A 22,627-nucleotide genomic window follows, 5' to 3' on the forward strand; every position below is an offset into this window, starting at 1 on the left:
GAAGAGCTCGTTCACGATGAGTGCGCCGAGCATCCGCGCCCGCGGGGTCAGCAAGGAATATGTCAGGGGCGGTCACAATCCGTCCCTGCGTACCTTTCGGGAGACACTGGTCGGCATCGTCACCGGGCGTTTTCGTCCCTCGGCAAGGTCGGCCATCGAGGACGACCGCTTCCTTGCCCTGTCCGATGTCTCATTCGACGTGCATCCCGGCGAGGTGATGGGGATCATCGGGCGGAACGGGGCCGGAAAATCCACGCTGCTCAAGATCCTCTCGCGCATTACGGCACCGACGACGGGCCGTATCGAAGTAAGAGGCCGGATTGCCAGTCTCCTGGAAGTTGGCACCGGCTTTCATCCCGAGCTGACGGGACGGGAGAATATCCGGCTGAACGGCGCCATCATCGGCATGACCAGCAGTGAGGTCGCCCGCAAATTCGATCGGATTGTCGCCTTTTCCGAGGTGGAGAAATTCATCGATACGCCGATCAAACACTATTCCAGCGGCATGTATACGCGCCTGGCCTTCGCCGTTGCGGCGCATCTCGAGCCGGAAATCCTGATCGTGGACGAGGTCCTCGCCGTCGGTGATGCGGAATTCCAGAAGAAATGCCTTGGCAAGATGAACGAGATCGCGGGCCAGGGCCGGACGGTTCTCCTCGTCAGCCACAATCTCAGCGCCATCGGCGTCCTATGTCAGAATGCCATCCTGCTTGACGGTGGGCGCATTCTTCACCACGGCGCCGCTGCAGAGACCATTGCGCGCTATTCCGCTCTTTTCCGGGCCGACGATGGTGTGGTGGTCGAGGACCGGCCACCCTTGGGGCCGCATATCGCCAGAGCAACCCTGGCCGCCAACCAGATCCTGTTCGGCGAGAAGCTCGCGGTCACCTGCATGATTCAATCCCCGGATCGGCGGCGCGCGGCGATCGAAATCGAAATCCATGACGGATTGGGGCGCAAGCTGATCTATTCATCGACAGCACCAATGCATGGCCAGGAATTCGACATTTACCCCGGCACCAATCGCGTGTTCCTGGAGATTGGCGCCCTGCCGCTGGCACGGGGAAGCTACGAGCTGCATCTGTGGCTGTCCAAGCCTTGGGTCGAGGAGTTTCATCGCCTGTCCCAGCCCATCTGCTTCGATGTCGTGCAATCCGATCCGGGGCGTGCGGGCTTCGATTTCCAGCAATCCTATGAACGCGGATGCGTGGCCGTGCCGATCACCTTTGAAAGGCAGGAATGACCGCGGCATCATCCCTGCCGCTGCACGCCCGGCTTCTGCGCCGCTATTGGCACATGCCGGACCATCCCATGAAGCTTCGGCTTTACGACTGGCTGCGCGCCAGCCGGCCCTTTCGCCATGTCATCGCCCGCTTGGCCTTCGGGACGTTCAAGCTGGACCTTGTCGACTACGTGCAGCATGCCATGTTCTTGCACGGCTCCTACGAACCCAAAAGCCTGGCTCTGTTTCAATCCCTCATCGGGAGCGGGGAAACGGTGATCGACCTCGGCGCCAATATCGGCCAATACAGTATTGCCGCCGCACGCATGGCGGGACCGACCGGACGTGTGATCGCCATCGAGCCCCACCCCGGGGTTTGCTTCCGGCTTCTCGACAATATCCGGCTGAGCAAGGTCGAGGATCGGGTCTTGCCGGTAACCTCACCACTTGCCGATGCGACCGGCTTCATCGAGTTCGGCCTTCCGGAAGCAGGAGCGCTTGGCACCATGAGGCCCAGAAGACCGGATGAAACGCGGCGCCTCCTCACCATGGCCGTCACGATCGCTGAACTCGCCGACCGCTTGGATATCGCGGCCGCCGCCGTGATGAAGATCGATATCGAGGGCTATGATCTTGCCATCATCGACGACATGTTCCGCAATTCCGTCCTTCGGCCGCGGCATATCCTGTTCGAGTACCTTCCCTCCCGCTTTGACTATGCGATCGCGGCCAGCCACCTCACAGCGTATTTTTCTGATTTCGGCTACGAACTGCTGACAATCGACGGGGTTCGCTATTCGCCCGAACAGGACGTTCCAGAGGAGAATCTGTGGGCGCGACGGATATCCGCTTGAAGCAGATGTCTTCGCCGGCACTCGTCTCCGTGGTGGTGCCGACCTTCCGGCGTGTCGAGCGGCTGCCCAGCCTGCTCGCGAAATTATCGGTGATCGACCAGGCCTGCGATCTCGACGTAGCCATCGTCGACCAGACGCCCGGCGCCGACCTTTCGAAGTTGCAGGGCTTTTCGGAGCATTTCGCTTGCCTGCGCTTCATCAGTCTTGCTCAGGCCAATGTTTCCAGGGCCCGAAATATCGGCGCGAATGCAGCGTCCTGCGATATCCTGCTGTTCCTGGATGACGATATGGAACTCGAAAGATCCTACATTCCACGCCTGCTCTCGCTGATGCGCGAGAAGCCTCAGGCAGCGTGGGGCGCGACTTGGCCTCAGCAGGGCGCGATAGGGCGCGCGGATGGCAACCCTTTGAACGGGCGCGATGGTGATCCATTGATCTTTCTGCCCACCTGCGCGCTGGCCATGCACAAACAGGATTTCATGGCGGCGGGCGGCTTCGACGAGCGCCTCGACCGCAATTTCGAGGATGCCGAATTCTCCCACCGCCTCAAGCAACAGGGGTTGCGCCTCGTCCGTCACCCCGATCTGCAGGCTCAGCATCACAACCGGCAGGAAAACGGCACCTGGTATCGCCGCTCGCTGATGGAGGCAGCCGCGCGCCTGATGCGGCAGACGGCCTATTTCCGCCGCAAGACCGGCCGTAGCTGGCCGGGCGTCTTGCTGGCTTTGCTGCGGGTGATTGCGAGCGAAGCGCGACATCCGGGCTATCTGCGCGGCGGTACCCCTCTTGCAAGGGCCCTGACCCTGGGGCTTTCGCTTCCTGCGGCCGTAATCTATGCCGCGCGGCCGCCTCTTCTTATCCGTCGACCCGACACCGCCGGGAAGCCTTGCTGACATGCCGCCGTTCCTGCCAGGCGTTGCCGTCGTCATCCCCTGCTACAATGCCGGCCTCACCTTGGCGCAAACGCTCGAAAGTGCCATCGGCCAGCCCGGCCTCGCCGAACTCGTGGTCATCGACGATGGTTCGACCGACGGTTCGGCCGAGATCGCCCGGCGCTATCTGCCGGCCGATCGCGTCATCGAGGGCCCCAATCGCGGCGTCTCGGCGGCGCGCAATCGCGGCATCGCCGAAACCCGCTCGGAATGGCTGCTCTTCCTCGATGCGGACGACCTGCTCACGCCGGGCACGATCGAACGGCGCCTTGCCGTGGCGGAGAACGCCGATGTGGTCGCCTGCTACTATCAGGAGTTCAGCACGGGCGAGCAGGGTGCTCCCATCCTCTCGCAAATCCGCGGCATCGACTGGCCGGCGCTGCGGCAGGATGCGGAAAGAGCGATCGCTAGCCACGTCTGGATCACCACCGGCGCCCTGCTCTATCGGCGAGAACTGGTCGAGACGATCGGCGGCTTTCGCCCCGATCTGCCGGTGATCCAGGACGCCCGCTTTATGTTCGATGCAGCCTTTCACGGTGCGCGCTTCGTGCCCAGTGCCCATATCGGCGCCCACTACCGCATCGCGGCACAAAGCCTGTCGCGGAGCGATCCCGCGCGGTTCTGGCGCGACGTGCTCCGCAACGGCCGGCAGATCGAAGCCCTATGGCGCGAGCGCGGCACCCTGACTTCCGATCGCATCGCCACGCTGCGCGACCTCTACGACAATGCCGGCCGTGGCCTGCTGCGCTGCGCGGACAAGGACTTTTTCGAGGCGAGTGCCGCTGGACGCACACTCGGCCCGCGCCAATCGCGACATGCGCGTATCGCAACGCCGCTCGCCCGCCTGCTGGGGCTGCGCGCCGCGCACGGCCTGCTGTCCATGATGGGTCGGCCATGAACGAGGCGCCGGCCGATGTCGTCATGGCGACCGCCTGGTACCCGCCCTACGATCTCGGCGGTACCGAGGTCTATCTGGAAGGGCTGGTGCAGGAACTCTCCCTCAAGGGCCTGACATGCGCCGTGCTGGTGCCACGGGCAGCCGGGGCGCCGGATCGCTACGAGCATCGCGGCACGACGGTATGGACCTATCCGGTCGAGTTGCCCGAGGCGAGACAGCCGGGACCAGGCACGCGCAGGCACGGCCGGTTCGACCATTTCGAAGCCCTTCTTCGGCAGAACCCTCACGCCATCTATCACCAGCACTCCTGGACGACGGGTTGTGGCCTCGACCATCTGCGCGCCGCCCGGGCACAGGGACTGAGAACCGTCCTGACCTTCCATGTCGCCGGGACCGTATGCCTGCGTGGCACCTTGCTGCATTTCGGAGAGGTCCCTTGCGACGGCATGGTTGAGGAGATCCGCTGCGGCGCCTGCTGGGCCGAGAGCCGCGGCGCGCCCCGCGCGGTCGCCTGGGCGATCGGCCGGCTGCCCCGCGCCCTTGCCGCCAGCGCCTGGCAGGGTCGCACGCGGCTTGCCACCGCGCTTTCGGCAAGGGCACTCGCCCTCGGGAAAGCGCAGGAGCTGGACGAAGCCTTCGAGCTGAGCGACCGGCTTGTCGCCGTCTGCCAATGGCTCGCCGACACGCTGACGCGCAATGGCGCGCCGCCCGACAAACTCGCGCTCAGCCGCCATGGCCTCGCGGCGTCCTATCTGGCGGAGGCCGGGCAAGCTGCGGCTCGAAAGAGATCGGAGGACACCAGGCTGCGGCTCGTCTATCTCGGGCGATGGGACCGGGCCAAGGGTATTCATGTCGCAGTCGCCGCCCTCCGCAGCCTGCCGGAGAAGATGCCAGTCGAACTTTCCATCTACGCCATCGGCGCCGCTGAGGACGATGGCTATGAGGCTGAAGTGCGAGCCCTGGCCGCGGGCGATCGGCGCATCCGGTTCCACCCGCCCCGGCCTCATTCGGAGATCGCCGAGACCCTGGCCGCGCACGATGTTCTCGTCGTGCCCTCGCTCTGGCTGGAGACCGGTCCGCTGGTCGTGCTGGAAGCGCAGGCGGCCGGCCTCTACGTGCTGGGATCGGATCTCGGCGGCATCGCCGAGCTTATGGCCGGGACGAAGGCCGGCGAATTGCTCCGGCCCGGCTCCGTGCCGGGCTGGGCCAAGGCGATCGAGCGGCTGGTGGCTCGCAAATCTGAGGGCCCCCTGCCGAAATTCCAGGGCCTCTTGCGCAGCCAGGCCGATGTCGCCGACGACATGATCGGCCTCTACCGGTCGCTGCCGCCCGCCCTCGCCCCGGAAAGCCGGCTCGCGAGGATCACGCCATGAGGATTGCCCTGACCTGCGATCCCGAGCTGCCGGTGCCGCCGCAATTCTATGGCGGCATCGAACGCGTGGTCGACATGCTGGCACGCCGCCTGGTGGCACGCGGCCACGACTTGACCCTGTTCGCGCACCCGTCCTCGCAATGCGCCGTCCCAAAGCGGGCCTGGCCCGGCGCGAGCAGCCTTTCGCGCTTCGACACGGTCAGGAATGCCGGCGAACTGGCGAGGGCGATCGCCGGCCAGCGTTTCGACATCATCCACAGCTTCTCCCGACTGGCCTATCTGGCGCCGCTCCTGCCGCGCGCGATCCCCAAGCTGATGACCTACCAGCGCGAGATCAGTCCGCGCACCACCGGGCTGGCGCAGCGCCTGTCGCGCGGCACGCTGCAATTCTCGGCTATCAGCGAGCATATGGTGCGCCATGTCAGGCATATCGGCGCCTGGCACATCGTTCCCAATGGCGTGCCGAGCGAGACCTATACCCTCCGGGAGCAGATACCGGTCGATGCGCCGCTGGTGTTCCTGGGGCGTGTGGAAGAAATCAAGGGGCCGCACCTTGCCATCGCAGCGGCGCGGCTGGCCGGTCGGCGGCTGGTCATCGCCGGCAATCTGGCTGCCGAGCACCGGGCCTGGTTCGAGGCCCATGTCGCGCTCCATCTGCATGACGGCGATATCGACTATGTCGGGCCCGTCGACGACCGGCAGAAGAACCAATTGCTCGGTGGCGCCGCAGCCCTGCTGATGCCCATCCTGTGGGAAGAGCCCTTCGGCATCGTGATGGCGGAGGCAATGGCTTGCGGCACGCCGGTCATCGGCTTCGGTCGTGGCGCCGTTCCCGAAGTGGTCGAGCATGGCCGCACCGGCTATGTCGTCGACACCGTAGAGGAAATGGCGGCGGCAGTCGCCGAACTCGAGAGGATCGAACGAGCCGCGTGCCGGCAGCGGGTCGAGACGTTCTATAGCGAGGATGCGGTCACCGATCGCTATTTAGAGATCTACGAGGCCATGATCGCGGGACGGGGTTCGAGGGCTGCCGCATGAGGTCGGTGCTGAGCTATCCCGGCACCATGCTGCATGCCCAGCAGATCGCCCTGGCCCTGCATGAACAGGGTTGGCTGAAGACCTTCGTGACCGGTTTCCACTATTCCACGCAGGGCTGGGGCGATCGCCTGCTGCGCACCCTGCCGTCGCGCCAGGCTGCGGCGCTAAGAGAACAATTGTTGCGCCGTTCGATCGAGACGGTTCCGCACAGCCTCGTGCAGGCCTATCCGGCCTGGGAAATCTTGCGCAGCGTCGTGGCCAAGGGCGGCGCAGGGCCAGTGACCGTCGACCGCATCTGGGACCGGATGAGCCATCACTTCGATGACGCCGTCGCCAGCCGCCATGTGCCTGGGGCCGACGCCATCCATGCCTTCGAATATACGGCACTGGCGAGCTTCCAGCGCGCCGCACGGGAACAAGCAGCGCGCGTCCTGCACCTGCCCTCGCTAAGCAGCCGGCAATTCGAGAGGATCCGGCGGCGTGAACTGGCCCGGTGGAAGCAGCTCGACGATGCCCATGCCGCCTATTTCTCGGATCGCTTTGCCCGCAGGCAGGCACGGCGTGACGCGGAGATCGGGCTCGCCGATCTCATCGTCACCAACTCGGCTCTCACCGCCCGCTCCCACATCGCCGAGGGCGCGGATCCGGCCAAGATCCTGGTCGTCCCCCTCGGCGCTCCCCCGGTGCTCGATCGCGAGCCGCCCCCACGCAGGAACGATGCGCAGGCCCTGCGTGTGGTCTATGCCGGCAATGTCACCCTGGGCAAGGGCGTGCCCTATCTGCTCGAGGCCTGGCGCCGACTGCCGGCCGCTGATCATGCCAGGCTGGATATCTATGGCCGGATCGGGCTGCCCGCCGACCTTCTCGCCCCGGCGGATGACACCATCCGCTTTCATGGAGCCCGGCCGCGCGCCGAACTGTTCCAGGCCTTCCAACAGGCCGATATCCTGGTGTTTCCAAGCCTTGCCGACGGTTTCGGCATGGTCGTGGCCGAGGCCATGGCGCATGGCCTGCCGGTGATCGTCACCGACATGACGGGCGCGGCCGACCTGGTCACGCCCGAGAACGGGCTCGTCATTCCCTCAGCCGATGCAGAGGCCTTGACCGAGGCCCTTGCCTGGTGCCTTGACAACCGCCAGCGCTTGCAGGCCATGCGGATCGGCGCGCTCGAGACGGCCCGCCGGCATCAATGGCCGGCTTATCGCACTGCCCTGGCTGAAGGGCTCAGGGAGCGCCTGGGCAGTTCCGACCAAGGTTCCCCGATGCCGCAGATGGAGCGGACATGACGAACCCGCGCCCGGGATCGCATATCTGCATCCTCACCCCGGGCCAGCTCGGATCCAATCCGCGCGTGGTCAAGGAAGCGCATGCCCTGCACGAGGCCGGCTTTACCGTCACCGTCGTCGCCACCCGTATGCTGGAGGGCGTGGAACCACGCGACCAATCCATCCTGCGCCAGGCACCATTCCGGATCGAGCGCCTCGACCTGCGCTCGCGGGCTGGCTGGCGCCTGCGCCGGCTCGGCCAGGAACTCGCGGGGGCTGCACACGCCGCGAGCGGCAGGCGCCTTTTCGGCTCCCGGGCCTTCAGCGTGTTCACACCCGTCCTGATGGCCGCAGCCAGCCGCATCGCGGCCGATCTCTACATCGCCCATTATCCCCCGGCCCTGCCGGCAGCCAGGGCCGCCGCCAGCCGCTTCGGAGCAGGCTATGCCTATGACGCCGAGGATTTCCATCTCGGCGAATGGCCAGACGGCCCGGCAGCAGAGCCGAACCGCTCGCATCTGCGCGCCATCGAGGCGGCCGCCTTGCCGGGATGCCGTTATATGACCGCCGCCTCGCCCGAGATTGTACGCGCCTATGCGCAGGCCTATGCGCTACCCCTCCCGCATGTCGTGCTGAACAGCTTTCCGCTGTCGCAGGCCCCGGATCGCCCAACCGCCAAGGGCACGGCCGATCCGGGGCCCTCGCTCTACTGGTTCTCGCAGGTCATCGGCCCCGATCGCGGCCTCGAATGTGCCATCAAGGCCATTGCGAGGGCCGCTTCAAAACCGCACCTCTATCTGCGCGGCCATGTGGATGCGCCCTATGCAGGCCAATTGCGGAGCCTTGCGCAACGGGAGGGCGTGCCGGAGCGCCTGCATTTCCTGCCCTCCGCGCTTCCCGGCGAACTCGTCAGGCTGGCCGCCAACCATGATCTCGGCCTGTGCGCTGAACCGGGGCACACGGCCAACAACGCCTTCGCCCTCTCCAACAAGCTGTTCACCTATCTCATGGCCGGGCTCCCCGCTGTTCTCTCGGATACGCCGGCTCAGCGGGCGTTCGCCGGCTTGCATCCGCTTGCCACCGCACTTTTCACAGCTGGCGATGCCGTGAGCCTGGCAGCCAGCCTCGACGGCCTGCTGCAGGATCCAGCACGCTTGGCGCAAGCGCGGGCATGCGCGTTCGGTCTTGCGCAGAAAACCTATAATTGGGAGCGGGAAGGCGCGATCGTGGTCGATCTGGCCCGTCAAGCCCTGGACGGTTCGTCGTGGAGGCGGGCATGACCCTTCCGCGCACCGTCCTGATCGTCTCCCCCTATTTCCCGCCGTCCAATCTGGCCTGCGTGCATCGGGCCCGGCATCTGGCCAATCACCTGCCGGCAGCGGGCTGGACCCCTGTCGTCCTCTGCGTGGACGACAGCTTCTACGAGCAGGAACCCGATCCCCTGCTCGGCAGTCTGGTCTCGCCGGGGCTGGAGATCGTCAAGGTTCCCGCCCTGCAAGCCCGAATGACACGCCGTTTCGGCGTCGGGGATCTCAGCCTGCGGGCTTGGCCGGCCCTTTCCAGCCGCGCGGCGAAATTGCTCTCGTCCAGGCGGGTCGATGCCGTGCTGATCACGGGATCGCCGTTCTACCCAATGCTGATGTCGCGCTGGATCGAGCCGAAATTCGGCGTGCCCGTGGTGCTCGATTTCCAGGACCCCTGGGTTTCGGCGTGGGGCGGGGACCAGAAACCATTGAGCAAGGCCGGGCTATCCCACCAACTCGCGCTTCGCCTCGAAGGGCCGGCTTTGCGCAAGGCCCGCTTCGTGACATCGGTCTCCGCACGCCAGAACGAGGAACTGGCCGCGCGCCATTCCTGGCTCGACGCCTCGCGCATGGCAGCGCTGCCGATCGGCGGAGATCCCGGCGATCTCGACCTCCTCCGGGCCATGCCGGGCACCCGCCCGAGCCGGCTTGAGCCGGCGATGATCAATCTGAGTTATGTCGGTACGGCACTGCCACGCTCGCAGGAGCTTTTCCGCATCCTTCTGAAAGGCCTTGCCACGGTGAGGGCACGTCAGCCGCAGCTTGCCGCGCGCTTGCGTCTGCATTTCATCGGCACCAGCAATCAGGCCAAGGGCTGCGATACGTTCTCCATCCGTCCGCTTGCCGAAGCAGAAGGCGTCGCCGATCTCGTGGTCGAGACTCCCCAGCGTCTTGCCTATGCCGAAGCGCTGCAACTGATGGCTGAGTCCCAGGGCCTCCTGTTGGTCGGCTCGGATGAAGCCCATTACACCGCCTCCAAGATCTATCCCGCCTTGCTGACGCGGCGTCCCTATCTTTCGCTGTTTCATCGCCAATCCAGCGCCCACGCCCTTCTCACGGCAACCGGCGGAGGCATCAATTTCTCCTTTGCCGACGCGAGCGACCTGGGAGGCCTGCCGCGGGACATCGCCACCGGATTGGAGCGCCTGGCCCTCGAGCCCACCAGCCTTGGTCAGGCCCGGCAGGATCTCCTGGAGCCCTTCTCGGCCCGGGCGATCGCCGGCCGCTATGGCGCGATTTTCGACGGGCTGCTCTGATCATGCGCCTGGCGATCCTCACCTCCCATCCGATCCAGTACCAGGCGCCGATTTTCCGGGAGCTCGCCAGGCACATGGAGCTGGAGGTCTTTTTCGCGCACAATCCCACGCCCCGGCAGCAGGCCGACGCCGGCTTCGGGATGGCGTTCGACTGGGACATCGATCTCACCACCGGCTACCCGCATCGCTTCCTTGCCAACAAGGCCAGGAACCCAGGCGTGGATCATTTCTTCGGCTGCGATACGCCCGCCATCGCCCAAGCCTTGCAGGAGGGCGGTTTCGATGCCCTGCTCGTCTGCGGCTGGGCGCTGAAATCCTATCTCCAGGGCATTGCCGCCGCCCGGCGCCTCAACCTGCCCGTGCTGGTGCGAGGAGACAGCCATCTGCTCACACCGCGCCGGCGCATGAAGGCCTGGGCCAAACAGGCGGCCTATCCACGCCTGCTGCGCTTCTTCGATGCGGCGCTCTATGTCGGGCGGAACTCCCTGGCCTATTACCGCCACTATGGCTATCCGGCCGAGCAGCTGCATTTTTCACCCCATTGCGTCGACACGGACTGGTTTGCCTCGCGGGCGACGCCTGAGGCCCGCCAGACCCTGCGCACCAACCTGTCCATTGCCGAGGGCAGCCGGGCCATCGCGTTTGCGGGCAAATTGGTCGAACGCAAGCGTCCCCTCGACCTCATCGAGGCGGCAGCGCTGTGCCGCGGCAAAGGATGCGAGATCGAGGTGATGATCGCCGGCGATGGTCCGATGCGCGAGGTGGTGCTCACGCGCGCCGCAGAGCTCGGAGTACGGCTGCATTTCCTCGGTTTTCGCAACCAGACCGAAATGCCGGCTTTCTATGCCGCCTGCGACGGGCTGGCGTTGCCCTCCTCCGGGCAGGAAACCTGGGGCCTCGTGGCGAATGAAGCCCAGGCTTGCGGGCGACCCATCATCGTATCCGATCAATGTGGCTGCGCCCCCGACCTGGTCGCCGATCCCCGCACCGGACGGACCTTCGAGACCGGTAACGTCAGCGCGCTTGCCGGAGCCCTCGCCGATCTGCCGACGGGGCTCGCAACGAAGGAGGCCCTTGCGTCGCTGGTCCGCCGCTATAGCGTAGGCGCCGCTGTCGATGGCATCGAGGCTGCCCTATCGTCCTGCCTCGAAAAGGCGCCCTCCCAGCGCAGGACGTCGGGAGCCCTGACCTGATGCCGATATCGGCCACCTCCCCACGCTCGGCGGCCCCGCTGCCCGGGGCCGTGATTGTCGGCGCGGTCCTGCTCGCCATTTTGAACCTGCCCGCCGAGAACGCCCTGCTCACCACCTTCAGCCTGGTCGTGCTCGTGGCCGGCGTCGCCCTGCTGTGGCGGCCGGGCGAGCCGCCGATCGGGTTGTTCATCTTCGCCTATCAATGGCTGCAGGCCTCGATATCGGCCTTCCATGCCAATTGGCTCGGCATCGACGTCAGCGCCTATACGATCTATGGCGGGGACAACAAGTCAGCGATCCTGCTGACCCTGGCCGGCCTGCTGTTCCTGGCGCTGGGCATGCGGCTCGGCAGCGGTCCGCCCGACAGGGCTGCCAGCCGGCAGGCACGGGAGGCGGTGCTGGCCCGGCCGCTCGCCACCTGGTTCTTTCTCTATCTCGCGGCCTCGATCGTCGCGGTCGGCGCCCTCCAGGCTGCCGCGCTCATTCCCGGGCTTGCGCAGCCGCTCCTCGCCCTGGCCGGATTGAAATGGGCGTTCTTCATGATGTTCGCCTATGCATCCTTCGTGCGAAATCAGCTAGGCAACCCTTTGTTTTCCTGTGTCTTTCTTGCCGAACTGGCCATGAGCACGGGCGGGTATTTCTCCGATTTCAAGACGGTGATGTTCTTCACCCTCTTTGCCACAGCCATGGCCGGAACGCGCCTGCGCGGCCTTCACATCGCGGGCGGGGCGATCCTGGTCTGCCTGATCGTCGTCAGCGGGATCCTGTGGACGGCCATCAAGGAAGACTATCGCAATGCCGCCTCCGGGGGCTCCGCCTCGCAGGCCGTCACGCTCGACCTCGGCGAGCGGCTGGCCACTATAGCCCAGCTCCTCGGCAGGCTCGACGGCGCCTCGATGTCGGAGGCGACCGGGAAGATGCTCCATCGCATTTCCTATGTCGAATTGTTCGCGGTGGTTCTCGCCCGCGTCCCGCAGACCATCCCCCATGAGAAGGGGGCGCTCCTCCTGGATGCGGCGAGCCGCCCCTTCATGCCGCGCATCCTGTTTGCCGATAAGAGCCAGGTCGACGACACGCGCCGCACCAACTACTACACGGGCGGCCTGTCGGGCACCTATCGCGGCACCTCGATCAGCCTCGGCTACATGGCCGAACTCTACATCGATTTCGGCCCTTTGCCGATGATGGCCGTCATCCTGGTCTTCGGCTATCTCTATGGTCGCATCTACCGCTGGCTGGTGCACTCTGCGCGAGCCGGACCACTGCTTGGCTTCACCTCGGCCTGCGCCATCCTGGCCCAGGCCGCCCTTTTGGAAGTCAGCCTGGCGAAGCTGGTTGGCGGCGTGATGGTTTCGGTCCTTCTCACCGCCCTGTTCGTCCGGCTGGTGGCACCACGCCTGCGCGTCTGGCTGGAAGCCAGGCCGGCAAGACGCTGACAAGACGGACGCGACGCCATGCGCCCCTGCGTTCTCCTCACGGCTCTGCGGGAAAACCCTGCTCTCTCGAAAGCCCGCAGGCTGGCAGCGCTGCATCCGCCCTCGGCCTTCCGGATCGCGGCTTGCGACGACACCCCCGATATCGTCTTGTACCTCGACAGCGGCTATGTCGGCCTTGCCGACCTGCCGCACTTGCGGCGCCAGATCGGGACGCACCCCGCGGCGAGGCACTTCCTGTTCTCGGAATCGGACTGGCCCTATGCAGCGCTGCCAGGAGCCTATCCATCCCTCACCAGGGCTCTGCCCTGGGCGCGGAGCTGGAGCTATCTGCCCGACCCCGATGCCCCCATGCCGGCTGCCTCCCCGCCGCAGGAGGAGCCGGCCCATCTCTTCTCGTTTCTGGGCCGGACCGGTACGCATCCGATACGAGAGTGTCTGCTGGCCCTCGACAGCCCGGATACGCCATGCCTCGATCTTGCGGCGGCACCGGGCCGCTTCGCCGATTTCGACTATCGCCGGACCTATCGCGAGCTGCTGCTCGGCTCGCAATTCGCCCTTTGTCCGCGCGGCTTCGGCGCCGCCAGCATCCGCCTTTTCGAGGCGATGGCCTTCGGTCGCGCACCGGTGATCATCGCCGATGCCTGGCTGCCGCCGCCGGATATTCCGTGGCGGGACTTCAGCCTGTTCGTGGCCGAAAAAGATGTCATGCACATACCGCACATCCTGAGTGAGGCGCACGGGGAGGCCGCTGCCATGGGCGATCGCGCGCGCCAGGTGTTCGCGGCGCATTTCGCCCCTGATGTCTTCTTCGACCGCCTGCTCGCCATGCTGGTCATGCTTCCCTACGAAACAGGCACCGCCGCACTGGCTGGACGTGCCTGGAAGGCACTGGGCTGGCGCGAGGGCTATACGCTGGCGCATCGGATCAAGACGCGGTTCCGCGCCGCGCCGGGGCTGACGTCTTGACCCTGCGCTGCCTTCATGTGGTGCCGACCTATCTGCCGGCGCTGCGCTATGGCGGGCCTATTCATGCCGTGCACGGTCTGTGCCGCGCATTGGCAGGCCAGGGCTGCGACGTGCAGGTCTACACCACCAATGTCGACGGTAACGGTGTCCTGCCGGTCCCGACCGATCGGCCGGTGCAGCTCGACGGGGTGGATGTCCACTATTTCCCCGCCGGGCTGGGCCGGCGTCTCTATCGCTCGCCCGCCATGGGCCGCGCCCTGGCAAAGCACGTCTGCTCCTTCGACATCGTTCATCTCCATTCCGTTTTCCTGTGGCCGACCACGGCCGCGGCAAGACACGCAGGGAGAAACGGCGTTCCCTATCTGCTGGCACCACGAGGCATGCTCGTCGGCCCGCTGATCCAGCGCAAGAGCCGGCTGCTGAAATCGGCCTGGATACAGGCCTTCGACCGGGCTAACCTCGCCGGGGCTGCGGCCGTCCATGTGACCAGCCGATCCGAACGCCTCGAAATCGAGAAGCTGGGACTGCCGGCCCAGGCTTTCGCCCTGGTGCCCAATGGCATCGACATGCCGCCTGCCGGTGCTGACCTCATGCAGCCCGATTACGTCCGGCCCTATGTCCTCTTTCTGGGGCGGATCAGCTGGAAGAAGGGCATCGAGCGCCTGATCGATGCCATGCGGTTGGTACCCGACGCCGATCTCGTCATCGCCGGCAATGACGACGAGGGCGAAACCGCCCGGTTGAAGGCACAAGCAACAGCGTTGGGCCTCGATGCCCGCATCCGCTTCGTCGGTCCCGTGCACGGCGAAAAGAAATGGTCCCTGCTGCGCAACTGTGCTGCCTTCGCGCTGGCCTCCCATTCGGAGAATTTCGGCAACGCCGTCCTGGAGGCCATGGCCTGTGCCCGCCCTGTCGTCGTTACCCCCGAAGTCGGGCTGGCCGATGTGGTCACCGGCGCCGGCTGTGGCCTGGTGGTCGAAGGCACTCCTGCGGCACTTGGCGCAGCGCTTTCTTCACTGCTGGCAGACCCGGATCTTGCCGCGCGGCTGGGACAGGCGGGCGAGAAGACGGCACGCGAGCAATTCTCCTGGCCGGGCATTGCAACAGCCATGCTCGATGTCTACCAGGAGGCCATCCTCGCCCAGGCGGGTCAAACCGCCCTCGCCGGAAGAGCCGTGCATGTCTGAGTTGATCGCGCCGCAGACGACGGTTCTGGTCCTGAGCTTCAACGAGGCTCCCAATCTGGCGCGTTGCCTCGACAGGCTGGACTGGGCGCCGCGCATCCTGCTGGTGGATAGTGGCAGCACGGACGAGACCCTCGAGATCGCCGGCCGATACGCCAATGTCGAGGTCGTGCATCGCCCCTTCGACAGTTTCGCCAGCCAATGCAATTTCGGCCTGGGCCTCATCGAGACCCCCTGGGTGCTCTCGCTCGACGCCGATTATGAATTGAGCGAGAGCCTCGTTAGCGAAATCCAGTCGCTCCGCGAAGGGACCGCGCAGGGCTATTCGGCCGCCTTCATCTATCGCATCCATGGCAAGCCCCTGCGGGGGACGCTCTATCCGGCCCGCATTGTGCTCTATCGCCGGCAGGCGGCACGCTATCGCGACGAGGGCCATGGCCATCGCGTGACCGTGGCCGGCGAGGTCGGCAGCCTGGCCGCTCCCCTCTATCACGACGACCGCAAGCCCCTTCTCAGATGGGTCGATTCCCAAAAGCGCTATGCGCAGATCGAGGCGGACCATCTGCTTGCCAGCCCGAAGGAGGCACTGAGCCGGGTCGACCGTCTCAGGCTGGAGGCATGGCCGGCCCCGCTTCTGGTGTTCTTCTATACCTTGCTGTGGAAGGGCGCGTTTCTCGACGGCTGGGCGGGCTGGTACTACACCCTGCAGCGCCTGATCGCCGAATGCCTGATTGCCTTGACCCTGATCGATCGGCGCCTGGCAAAATGACGGGAGGGGTTCCGGCTTGATTATCCTCGGCCTCAACGCCTACCACGCCGATGCCGCGGCCTGCCTTCTCAGGGACGGGAAGATCGTTGCTGCCGCGGAGGAAGAGCGCTTTCGCCGCATCAAGCACTGGGCGGGGTTTCCGAGCCAGGCCATCGCCTATTGTCTGCAGGAGGCCGGTATCGGGCTTAGAGACGTCGACCATGTCGCCGTCAACAGCGACCCGAAGGTGCATCGTCTTGAGCGTCTGGCCCATATGATGCGCCATAGGCCCGATCCTGCCCTCGTTCTCGACCGTCTCCGGAACAGGCGCAAGCGCCTGTCCGTATCCGATGAACTGGTTGCCGCCTTTCCCGGGCAGCTTTTCAAGGGCACGGTGCATCGGATCGAGCATCACCTGGCCCATCTGGCATCGACCTTCTTCGCCTCCCCCTTCCAGGAAGCGGCCATCCTCTCCCTCGATGGCTTCGGCGACTTTTCCTCCACTGCCTGGGGAAGCGGGCAAGGCAAGAACATCGCCGTCGAAAGACGGGTCCTGTTCCCCCATTCCATCGGCCTGTTCTACCAGGCGCTCACCCAATATCTCGGCTTTCCGCATTATGGCGACGAGTACAAGGTCATGGGCCTGGCGTCCTATGGCAGGCCGCTCTTCCTCGACAGGCTGCGGCGTGTCATCAGGCTGGAAGCGGCAGGTGGCTTCAGCCTCGATCTCGGCTATTTCCGGCATCACCGCGAGAGGATCGCCTTCGACTGGCAGGGCGGTGCCCCGGTCTTCGCCCCGCTCTATTCGGATGGGCTGGAGGACTTGCTCGGCCCGGCGAGAGCGCCGAACGAGGCACTGACCGAGCGCCATCGTGATATCGCGTCCTCGGCCCAGGCCCTTTATGAGGAGGTCCTCGGCCACATCCTGCAGGCTGTCCGGGACAATTATCGCCTGCCCAACCTCGCTATGGCCGGCGGCTGCGCCCTCAACTCGGTGGCCAATGGCAAGATCAGGCAAACCACCGCCTTCCGGCACCTTTATGTGCAACCTGCCGCCGGTGATGCCGGCGGTGCTCTCGGCTCCGCCCTGGCCGTCTGGCACAAGCTCGGCGGCGATCGTATGCCCCCGATGGATCACGCCTATTGGGGACCAGGTTTTGCCTCCGCAGACATCGATCGGCTGGTGATGGCGGAGGCCGCCAATCTCGCCGCCATGGGCTGTGAGATCGGGCATTTCGACGATGATGCCGAGCTTTGCCGGGAGACCGCGTCCGCCATCGCGGCCGGTCATGTCGTCGGCTGGTTCGATGGGCGCCTGGAATGGGGACCGCGCTCGCTCGGCAGCCGCTCCATCCTGTGCGACCCCCGCCGGGCCGACATCAAAGAGTTTCTCAACCACAAGATAAAGCGCCGCGAGTCGTTCCGGCCTTTCGCGCCCTCCATTCTCGCCGAGCATGCCGCCGCTTGGTTCGAGGGTATCGACGACGTGCCGTTCATGACCGAGGTCCTCCCGGTCCGGCCCGACAAGCATGCCCTCGTGCCCGCCATCACCCATGTGGACGGCACGGGGCGGCCCCAGACGGTGCAGCAAAAGGCCAACCCCGCCTATCATGCCTTGATTTCCGCCTTCTTCGTGCGGACCGGCATCCCCATGGTGCTCAACACCTCCTTCAACGAAAACGAGCCCATCGTCTGTACCCCGCGCGAGGCGCTCGACTGCTTCCTGCGCACGCGCATGGACATTCTCGTGCTCGGGCATGTGATGATCCGACGCCGGCAGGACACAGGGCCCCTTGGCCTGCCCGACAGTCGGTACGCCGCCGATAACCACGTCTCCGATAGCCATGTCGGCGGTTCCTGAAGCCACGGCGTCCTCGCGCGCCGTCTCCTGCCGGGCCGTCTATGGCTGGTGCCTCGTCCTCGCTTGCCTGGAATGGCTGTATTATCGGCTGGGCCAGCAGCCCTTGCGGCAGATCGGCGACCTGCCAAACGTGATCTCTGTCCTGGAAGTGATCGAGATCGCCATGATTGTCCGGCTGATCGGCCGCGAGCGTCGTGACGCTCCCTTCCAGATCGGCGAAGCGGTCCTCATCCTTACAGCAATGGCCTTCTGCGTGCTCGTGCTGCGCCAGATACCGCTCGCCGCCGCGCTGGCGCTTGCCGTCCTTGCGGCGTGGCGCCTGCGCAAGCGCCCGTCCTGCCGCGCCTCGGCCCTTGCCTTGCTGGCCTTCATCGCCCAGTTCGTGCTTCTGGGCTGGCCCTTCCTCGTTCTTCACAATGTCGTCGGCCTGCTCGATGCCACCACCGTGCGAACCTTGCTCCAGATGGCAGGCCAGGACGTATCGGGCTATGGCACCTATATCCTCCGCCCGGCTGACAATATCGGCTTCGACGTGATGTGGGGCTGCGCCACCTCGACCACTTTGGTCCAGAACCTCACGGCCTACGCCATTATCGCCGTCGGCCTCGGGGGACCGCTCCGCCGTTCCGACCGCGCGGCGTTCCTCATCGTGATCGGCGCCACCTTCGCCTTGAACTGGCTGCGCCTGGTGCTGATCTGCGCCTCGAAGGAGGGGTATCTGGCCTGGCATGAAGGCACGGGCGCGAGTTTCCTGGCAGCGTTCTATGCCGTCTTGATCGTCGTCCTCGCCTATTGCCGGGCCAGGCCCGGGCAGACGCAAGCTCCGGTATGACGCGCCTGTTTCATCTCCTGGCCGCTGCGCTGGTGGTCTGTTCACTGGGTCTGGCGATCCGCCAGGCTCGTCTTCCGCCGCAGCCCGCCCCGGAAACCCAGATCGCATTGGCTTTCGCAAAAGCCGGCTATTCGCTCTCGGCCCAACGCAAGACCCCGCTCGGCCCCGAGTTCTCCTTCGCACGGCCCGACTGCACCACGCCGACGCGGGCGGTGCTGACGCAGACCATCCACCGCGATGCCACCCGCATTCTCGCAGATATGTCCGGTGCCGATGAAGAGCTGACCACCGTCTATGGCGGCGCGGCCGTGCCCAGCCTGCATCTGCGAGATCTCGCCTGGCCGTGGTTGCAGCGCAAGCTCGGCGTCGCGCTCGGCCTTTCCCGCTCGAGCGCCTGGGACTCCATCGGCCTCGCCGTCTTCTCGCCCCATCGATGCCGGAGTGACAAGCCCGATTGGTCAGCTCTGCTCACCAATCCCTGAGCCGCGCTCAGGTCCAATTGAAATTGTGAGCCGCGCTGCGCGTGTCCTCCTCGTAGCGATCCTCCCACACCCGCGTAAGGAAGATCACCAGTGCGAATTCCGACATGAACAGGATGAGCGCCATGAACGCCCAGACGACCGGCGCTGCGACCAGCCGCAACTCGCCGATCTGGGGATAGTGACCGAGGAGCAGATTGGCCCCCTCCATCACGAAGCCGATCTGCAGGCCGATGCCGATAATGATCACCAGGATGGATATCGGTTCGCGCCACGCCGTCCTCAGCGAAGTCCATATCGGGCGAGGCTCGTCCAGGGAGGCGGCAGGCCCCACCAGCGCCAGGCCGGCCGTCGCCATGAAGCCGAGCGCATAGGACAGCAGGACGGCCCCACGCACGAGTTGCTCATGCGGCACCGGCGAACCCGGCAAGGGCGGATGCTTGAGCAGCCCGATGACGGCCCAGCACGACAGCACGTAGAAACCCATGCGCCGTGCCCGCGCCCCAGTGGGTATGATGGGGCGCCATTCGCCATGGACAAGCCCCCGGTGCAGGCGCAGCGCAACGCGGGCAAGCAGATAGGTCGTCAGGGCATGAAAGGCGACAAGCAGGCCGATCTGAACCAAACCCGACGGCCACGCCACCAGGAAGGACAGCGGTGGCACCACCTCCTGGACGGCGAAGATCAACCAGGCTGCCAAGAACAGACCTGGCTGGCGTATGATCGTCACGCATGCCTGGCGCCAGCTTTCGGCAAAAATATTGTAGGGCCGCGAGGACGCGAAGAAGCCGGCGATGCCGATAGCCACCAGGATCACGAAAATGATCAGTGAAACCTCGATGGGCAGAGAAGGCATATGGATTTGCCCTAACGCAAGACGTGGAAATGGAGCGCGACTACCAAGCTGAGACTATGAACAACCAGTCGATAACAGGCTTCGGAGCCATCTCAACCCATCTCGCATTTGCCGGCGTCCCAGCACCAGAGCCAGAAGGGCTACCACCAGATAGGAAATCGTGCTCGTCCCCGGCACAGGCCCGGGGATCTGCACCAGGGACACGTCGTCCAGACGTAGTGGAGCCGTCAACAAACCAGGCAGGTTTGTGAAAATTAGGTCCGTCGCACCAGCTGGCAAGTTCACCGTAAGTGTATAAAGATTGTATCCACCCAAGCCGATAATAGTAATTCCATAGGTCAAATTATAGGTGGTTCCGCCTATCTGCACACTAAAATTCAAAGTTCCGAGAGAAAGAGAAATCTGCGGCGCAAGATAGAAACTCAATTGATAGGTACCAGCGGTAGGAATATTGATGGATTGCGAAATCGTGCCGCCGCCCGTGGCAATCGTGCCATAAAAACTCCCACCGTGCGCCGGCGGGTTGAGAGCCAATGTCCCTTCCTGGGTGCGCGTCGAGCCTCCGGCATACGTCCACCCGGTCGTCGTCTCGAAGCCGCCATTGGTGATGATCTGGGCGCGGGCCTGTGCAAGCAGAATTGGCGAAACAACGAGGGCGAATGCCAGAAGCAACGGCCCCCATGCCTTGAGCAGAAATTGCATGCCACTCTCCCGGCGCCAGTCCCCACGTCAGGTTAGCTTGGCAAGATAGATCATGCCCGGCCAATCAACAATCGCATTGAACTTCCGGCCTGCGCTGCCCGCATGGCCTCAGGAACTCACTGGGCCGGACTGAGGCTGCGCAGCACCCCATGTTCGTCCGATCTCAACAGGTCCTCGAAATAGGCAATCGTCCTGGCGAGGCCGTCGCGAAGGCCGACAGACGGCGCCCAGCCCAAAAGCGCACGCGCCTTGGCGATATCGGGTTGGCGCTGGCGCGGATCATCCGCCGGCAGGGGTCGGAATCTGAGCCGCGACGACGAACCCGTCAATTCGATGATGAGCTCGGCGAGGTGCCGGACGGTTATCTCCACGGGATTGCCGATATTGACCGGTCCGTGAACATCGGCCGGCGTTGCCATCATGCGGACCAGCGCTTCGATCAAATCGTCGACATAGCAGAAGGAACGCGTCTGCCCGCCATCGCCATAGATCGTGATGTCCTGGTTGCACAGGGCCTGGACGATGAAGTTCGACACCACCCGCCCATCATCGGGCTGCATGCGCGGGCCATAGGTATTGAAGATCCGCACGACCTTGGCGGGTACGTGGTACTGGCGGACATAATCGAAGAACAAGGTCTCAGCGCAGCGCTTGCCCTCGTCGTAGCAGGAACGTGCCCCGATCGGATTGACATTCCCCCAATAATCTTCCGCCTGGGGATGGGTGTGCGGATCACCATAGATTTCGGAGGTGGAGGCCTGCAGGACTTTGATCTTCAGGCGCCGCGCCAGATCCAGCACGTTGATGGCGCCCAGCACGTTCGTCTTGGTCGTCTGCACCGGATCGAACTGATAGTGCTTGGGCGAAGCCGGACAGGCCAGATTGTAGATCTCATCGGCTTCGAGATTGAGCGGCGTCGTAATGTCGTGTTGCAACAGCCTGAAGGAAGGATCGCCAAGAAGTTGATCGACGTTGCGGCGAGACCCGGTGAAGAAATTATCGACGCAGATAACTTCTTTATTTTCCTTCAGCAGGCGCTCGCACAGATGCGAACCGAGAAATCCGGCACCACCCGTCACCAAGACGCTGCTCAAAGCCGCATTCCTGTTCGTCCTGCGAGTCCGATGCCGCAATTCAAGACCTTCATGACCAAGAAAACTATCGATTTTTGGGGAGTCGTCAAATTCGATGGGGAAGCACGCCTGCCACTTGCCGGCACAACCCTCCCCTTTTGCCTCCCAGACATCCAGGCCATGGCTCAACAGGGCTGTCATGCCAGGTAAAATGACTTAACAGGTGAAATGACTTAATACGCCTTCGTCGAATCCCCCGCCCCGCAGTCAAAGCGGGCGAGCTTGGAGTGCAGCACGGCGATGGGCGTTCTTCGCGCACAAATCTCCAGGCTGGTGAAACGGGTGCTGGCCCGGCACGGACTGCTCCTGATCAGGACCGGGGCCAAATTCGGCCATGACCCCTGGGCCGACATCCGGCATCTTGCCGAGGATTGGCGCTATCCCATTGTGACCGTCTTCGATGTCGGTGCCAATGATGGCGAGACGGCCACCCTCGCCCTGCGCAAATTCCCAGGCGCGAGAATCGTCAGCTTCGAGCCGCACCCGGATACATTCGCCGTCCTGATGCAACGGCTCGGCCAGGAGCCCCGGTTTACCGGCGTCAATACGGCGCTCGGCACGCAGACCGGCACCGTCGACATGTTCGAGTACCCCTCCTCCAAGATCAACAGCCTCAGCGACCGCGCGCAATATGCGCTGCGCTACCCGCAAGATGCCACGCGGATCAGTGTTCGGTCGATGACCCTCGATGCCTATTGCCGGCAAAACGGCTTCGAAGCGGTCGACATTCTCAAGCTCGACACCGAGGGCTTCGACCGCATGGTTCTCGAGGGCGGCCGCGCCATGCTGGAACGGCGGGCCATCAAATTCATCTATGTGGAGTTCAACGATTTGCAGCCCAAGGAGAAGGCGGTGGGGGGCGACCTGATCTCCATCGATACGCTGCTGCGGCCCCATGGCTATCGCTTCGTCGCGTCCTACAACGACTATGTCGTTGCCGAAGGCGAGATGTTCTGTGTCTCCAACGCGCTTTTCGCTCTTCCTCCGGCCGCAGCTACGCCTCCGCCAAAATCGGAAAGATTCTAACTCCTTCCCCGGAAAACCGCCTCGAAGGATGTTGCCCACGAGAACGGCGAAAGGGTGATGGGCCTGAAAG

Annotated in this window: 22 protein-coding genes; 19 read left to right on the forward strand and 3 right to left on the reverse strand. The window is 64.6% G+C overall.

The window, feature by feature from the left end:
* The first annotated feature begins 16 nt into the window (after positions 1-16).
* The 17 genes from ACTJKX_RS08540 to ACTJKX_RS08620 are packed head-to-tail and all read left to right on the forward strand — an operon-like array spanning position 17 to position 18,843.
* Complete coding sequence (locus ACTJKX_RS08540) at positions 17-1,243, forward strand: ABC transporter ATP-binding protein (protein WP_440724989.1); 1,227 nt, start codon at positions 17-19, stop codon at positions 1,241-1,243.
* Positions 1,240-2,076, forward strand: coding sequence for an FkbM family methyltransferase (locus tag ACTJKX_RS08545; protein WP_440724990.1), 837 nt, complete (start codon positions 1,240-1,242; stop codon positions 2,074-2,076). The genes ACTJKX_RS08540 and ACTJKX_RS08545 overlap by 4 nt, the downstream gene beginning before the upstream one ends.
* A gap of 5 nt (positions 2,077-2,081) precedes the next feature.
* Positions 2,082-2,969, forward strand: coding sequence for a glycosyltransferase family 2 protein (locus tag ACTJKX_RS08550; RefSeq protein WP_415085687.1), 888 nt, complete (start codon positions 2,082-2,084; stop codon positions 2,967-2,969).
* Between the two features lies 1 nt (position 2,970).
* Positions 2,971-3,906: a glycosyltransferase family 2 protein gene (locus tag ACTJKX_RS08555; protein ID WP_440724991.1), complete on the forward strand. Its 936-nt coding sequence runs from the start codon at positions 2,971-2,973 to the stop codon at positions 3,904-3,906.
* Positions 3,903-5,279, forward strand: a complete 1,377-nt coding sequence (locus ACTJKX_RS08560; RefSeq protein WP_440724992.1) for a glycosyltransferase — start codon at positions 3,903-3,905, stop codon at positions 5,277-5,279. The genes ACTJKX_RS08555 and ACTJKX_RS08560 overlap by 4 nt, the downstream gene beginning before the upstream one ends.
* Positions 5,276-6,316, forward strand: coding sequence for a glycosyltransferase family 4 protein (locus ACTJKX_RS08565; protein ID WP_440724993.1), 1,041 nt, complete (start codon positions 5,276-5,278; stop codon positions 6,314-6,316). Before ACTJKX_RS08560 ends, ACTJKX_RS08565 begins: the two co-directional genes overlap by 4 nt.
* Positions 6,313-7,602, forward strand: a complete 1,290-nt coding sequence (locus ACTJKX_RS08570) for a glycosyltransferase family 4 protein (RefSeq protein WP_440724994.1) — start codon at positions 6,313-6,315, stop codon at positions 7,600-7,602. Before ACTJKX_RS08565 ends, ACTJKX_RS08570 begins: the two co-directional genes overlap by 4 nt.
* On the forward strand, positions 7,599-8,861 hold the full coding sequence (locus ACTJKX_RS08575) for a hypothetical protein (RefSeq protein ID WP_440724995.1): 1,263 nt from the start codon (positions 7,599-7,601) through the stop codon (positions 8,859-8,861). The genes ACTJKX_RS08570 and ACTJKX_RS08575 overlap by 4 nt, the downstream gene beginning before the upstream one ends.
* Positions 8,858-10,141, forward strand: a complete 1,284-nt coding sequence (locus tag ACTJKX_RS08580; protein ID WP_440724996.1) for a glycosyltransferase — start codon at positions 8,858-8,860, stop codon at positions 10,139-10,141. Before ACTJKX_RS08575 ends, ACTJKX_RS08580 begins: the two co-directional genes overlap by 4 nt.
* Before the next feature lie 2 nt (positions 10,142-10,143).
* Positions 10,144-11,334: a glycosyltransferase gene (locus ACTJKX_RS08585; protein WP_440724997.1), complete on the forward strand. Its 1,191-nt coding sequence runs from the start codon at positions 10,144-10,146 to the stop codon at positions 11,332-11,334.
* The gene (locus ACTJKX_RS08590) at positions 11,334-12,770 is read left to right on the forward strand and encodes a hypothetical protein (RefSeq protein ID WP_440724998.1); all 1,437 of its coding nucleotides are present in this window, start codon (positions 11,334-11,336) and stop codon (positions 12,768-12,770) included. Before ACTJKX_RS08585 ends, ACTJKX_RS08590 begins: the two co-directional genes overlap by 1 nt.
* A gap of 18 nt (positions 12,771-12,788) precedes the next feature.
* Positions 12,789-13,736 carry an exostosin domain-containing protein gene (locus ACTJKX_RS08595; RefSeq protein WP_440724999.1) on the forward strand — a complete coding sequence of 316 codons (948 nt, stop codon included), beginning with the start codon at positions 12,789-12,791 and terminating at the stop codon, positions 13,734-13,736.
* The gene (locus tag ACTJKX_RS08600) at positions 13,733-14,923 is read left to right on the forward strand and encodes a glycosyltransferase (RefSeq protein WP_440725000.1); all 1,191 of its coding nucleotides are present in this window, start codon (positions 13,733-13,735) and stop codon (positions 14,921-14,923) included. Before ACTJKX_RS08595 ends, ACTJKX_RS08600 begins: the two co-directional genes overlap by 4 nt.
* Positions 14,916-15,689 (forward strand): glycosyltransferase family 2 protein, encoded by a 774-nt coding sequence (locus tag ACTJKX_RS08605; protein ID WP_440725001.1) that lies wholly within the window; start codon positions 14,916-14,918, stop codon positions 15,687-15,689. The genes ACTJKX_RS08600 and ACTJKX_RS08605 overlap by 8 nt, the downstream gene beginning before the upstream one ends.
* A gap of 16 nt (positions 15,690-15,705) precedes the next feature.
* A complete protein-coding gene (locus tag ACTJKX_RS08610) occupies positions 15,706-17,529 on the forward strand; it encodes a carbamoyltransferase family protein (RefSeq protein WP_440725002.1) in 1,824 nt (607 codons plus the stop codon).
* Positions 17,513-18,361, forward strand: coding sequence for a hypothetical protein (locus ACTJKX_RS08615; protein WP_440725003.1), 849 nt, complete (start codon positions 17,513-17,515; stop codon positions 18,359-18,361). The genes ACTJKX_RS08610 and ACTJKX_RS08615 overlap by 17 nt, the downstream gene beginning before the upstream one ends.
* On the forward strand, positions 18,358-18,843 hold the full coding sequence (locus ACTJKX_RS08620; RefSeq protein WP_311936706.1) for a hypothetical protein: 486 nt from the start codon (positions 18,358-18,360) through the stop codon (positions 18,841-18,843). The genes ACTJKX_RS08615 and ACTJKX_RS08620 overlap by 4 nt, the downstream gene beginning before the upstream one ends.
* A 7-nt stretch (positions 18,844-18,850) precedes the next feature.
* Here ACTJKX_RS08620 and ACTJKX_RS08625 read toward each other — a convergent pair whose 3' ends face one another.
* The 3 genes from ACTJKX_RS08625 to ACTJKX_RS08635 all read right to left on the reverse strand — a co-directional run bounded on the left by ACTJKX_RS08625 (position 18,851) and on the right by ACTJKX_RS08635 (position 21,480).
* On the reverse strand, positions 18,851-19,696 hold the full coding sequence (locus ACTJKX_RS08625; RefSeq protein WP_440725004.1) for a hypothetical protein: 846 nt from the start codon (positions 19,694-19,696) through the stop codon (positions 18,851-18,853).
* 54 nt (positions 19,697-19,750) lie between these two features.
* Positions 19,751-20,398: a hypothetical protein gene (locus ACTJKX_RS08630; RefSeq protein WP_440725005.1), complete on the reverse strand. Its 648-nt coding sequence runs from the start codon at positions 20,396-20,398 to the stop codon at positions 19,751-19,753.
* Positions 20,399-20,514: 116 nt separating this feature from the next.
* Positions 20,515-21,480 carry a UDP-glucuronic acid decarboxylase family protein gene (locus tag ACTJKX_RS08635; RefSeq protein WP_440725158.1) on the reverse strand — a complete coding sequence of 322 codons (966 nt, stop codon included), beginning with the start codon at positions 21,478-21,480 and terminating at the stop codon, positions 20,515-20,517.
* Here ACTJKX_RS08635 and ACTJKX_RS08640 point away from each other — a divergent pair.
* Positions 21,361-21,681 (forward strand): hypothetical protein, encoded by a 321-nt coding sequence (locus ACTJKX_RS08640; protein WP_440725169.1) that lies wholly within the window; start codon positions 21,361-21,363, stop codon positions 21,679-21,681. The two genes, ACTJKX_RS08635 and ACTJKX_RS08640, sit on opposite strands and share 120 nt — an antisense overlap.
* A gap of 90 nt (positions 21,682-21,771) precedes the next feature.
* The gene (locus tag ACTJKX_RS08645) at positions 21,772-22,557 is read left to right on the forward strand and encodes an FkbM family methyltransferase (protein WP_440725006.1); all 786 of its coding nucleotides are present in this window, start codon (positions 21,772-21,774) and stop codon (positions 22,555-22,557) included.
* The last annotated feature ends 70 nt before the right edge of the window (positions 22,558-22,627 follow it).

This window comes from Labrys sp. 22185, from assembly GCF_052045555.1.
Taxonomy (GTDB): domain Bacteria; phylum Pseudomonadota; class Alphaproteobacteria; order Rhizobiales; family Labraceae; genus Labrys; species Labrys neptuniae.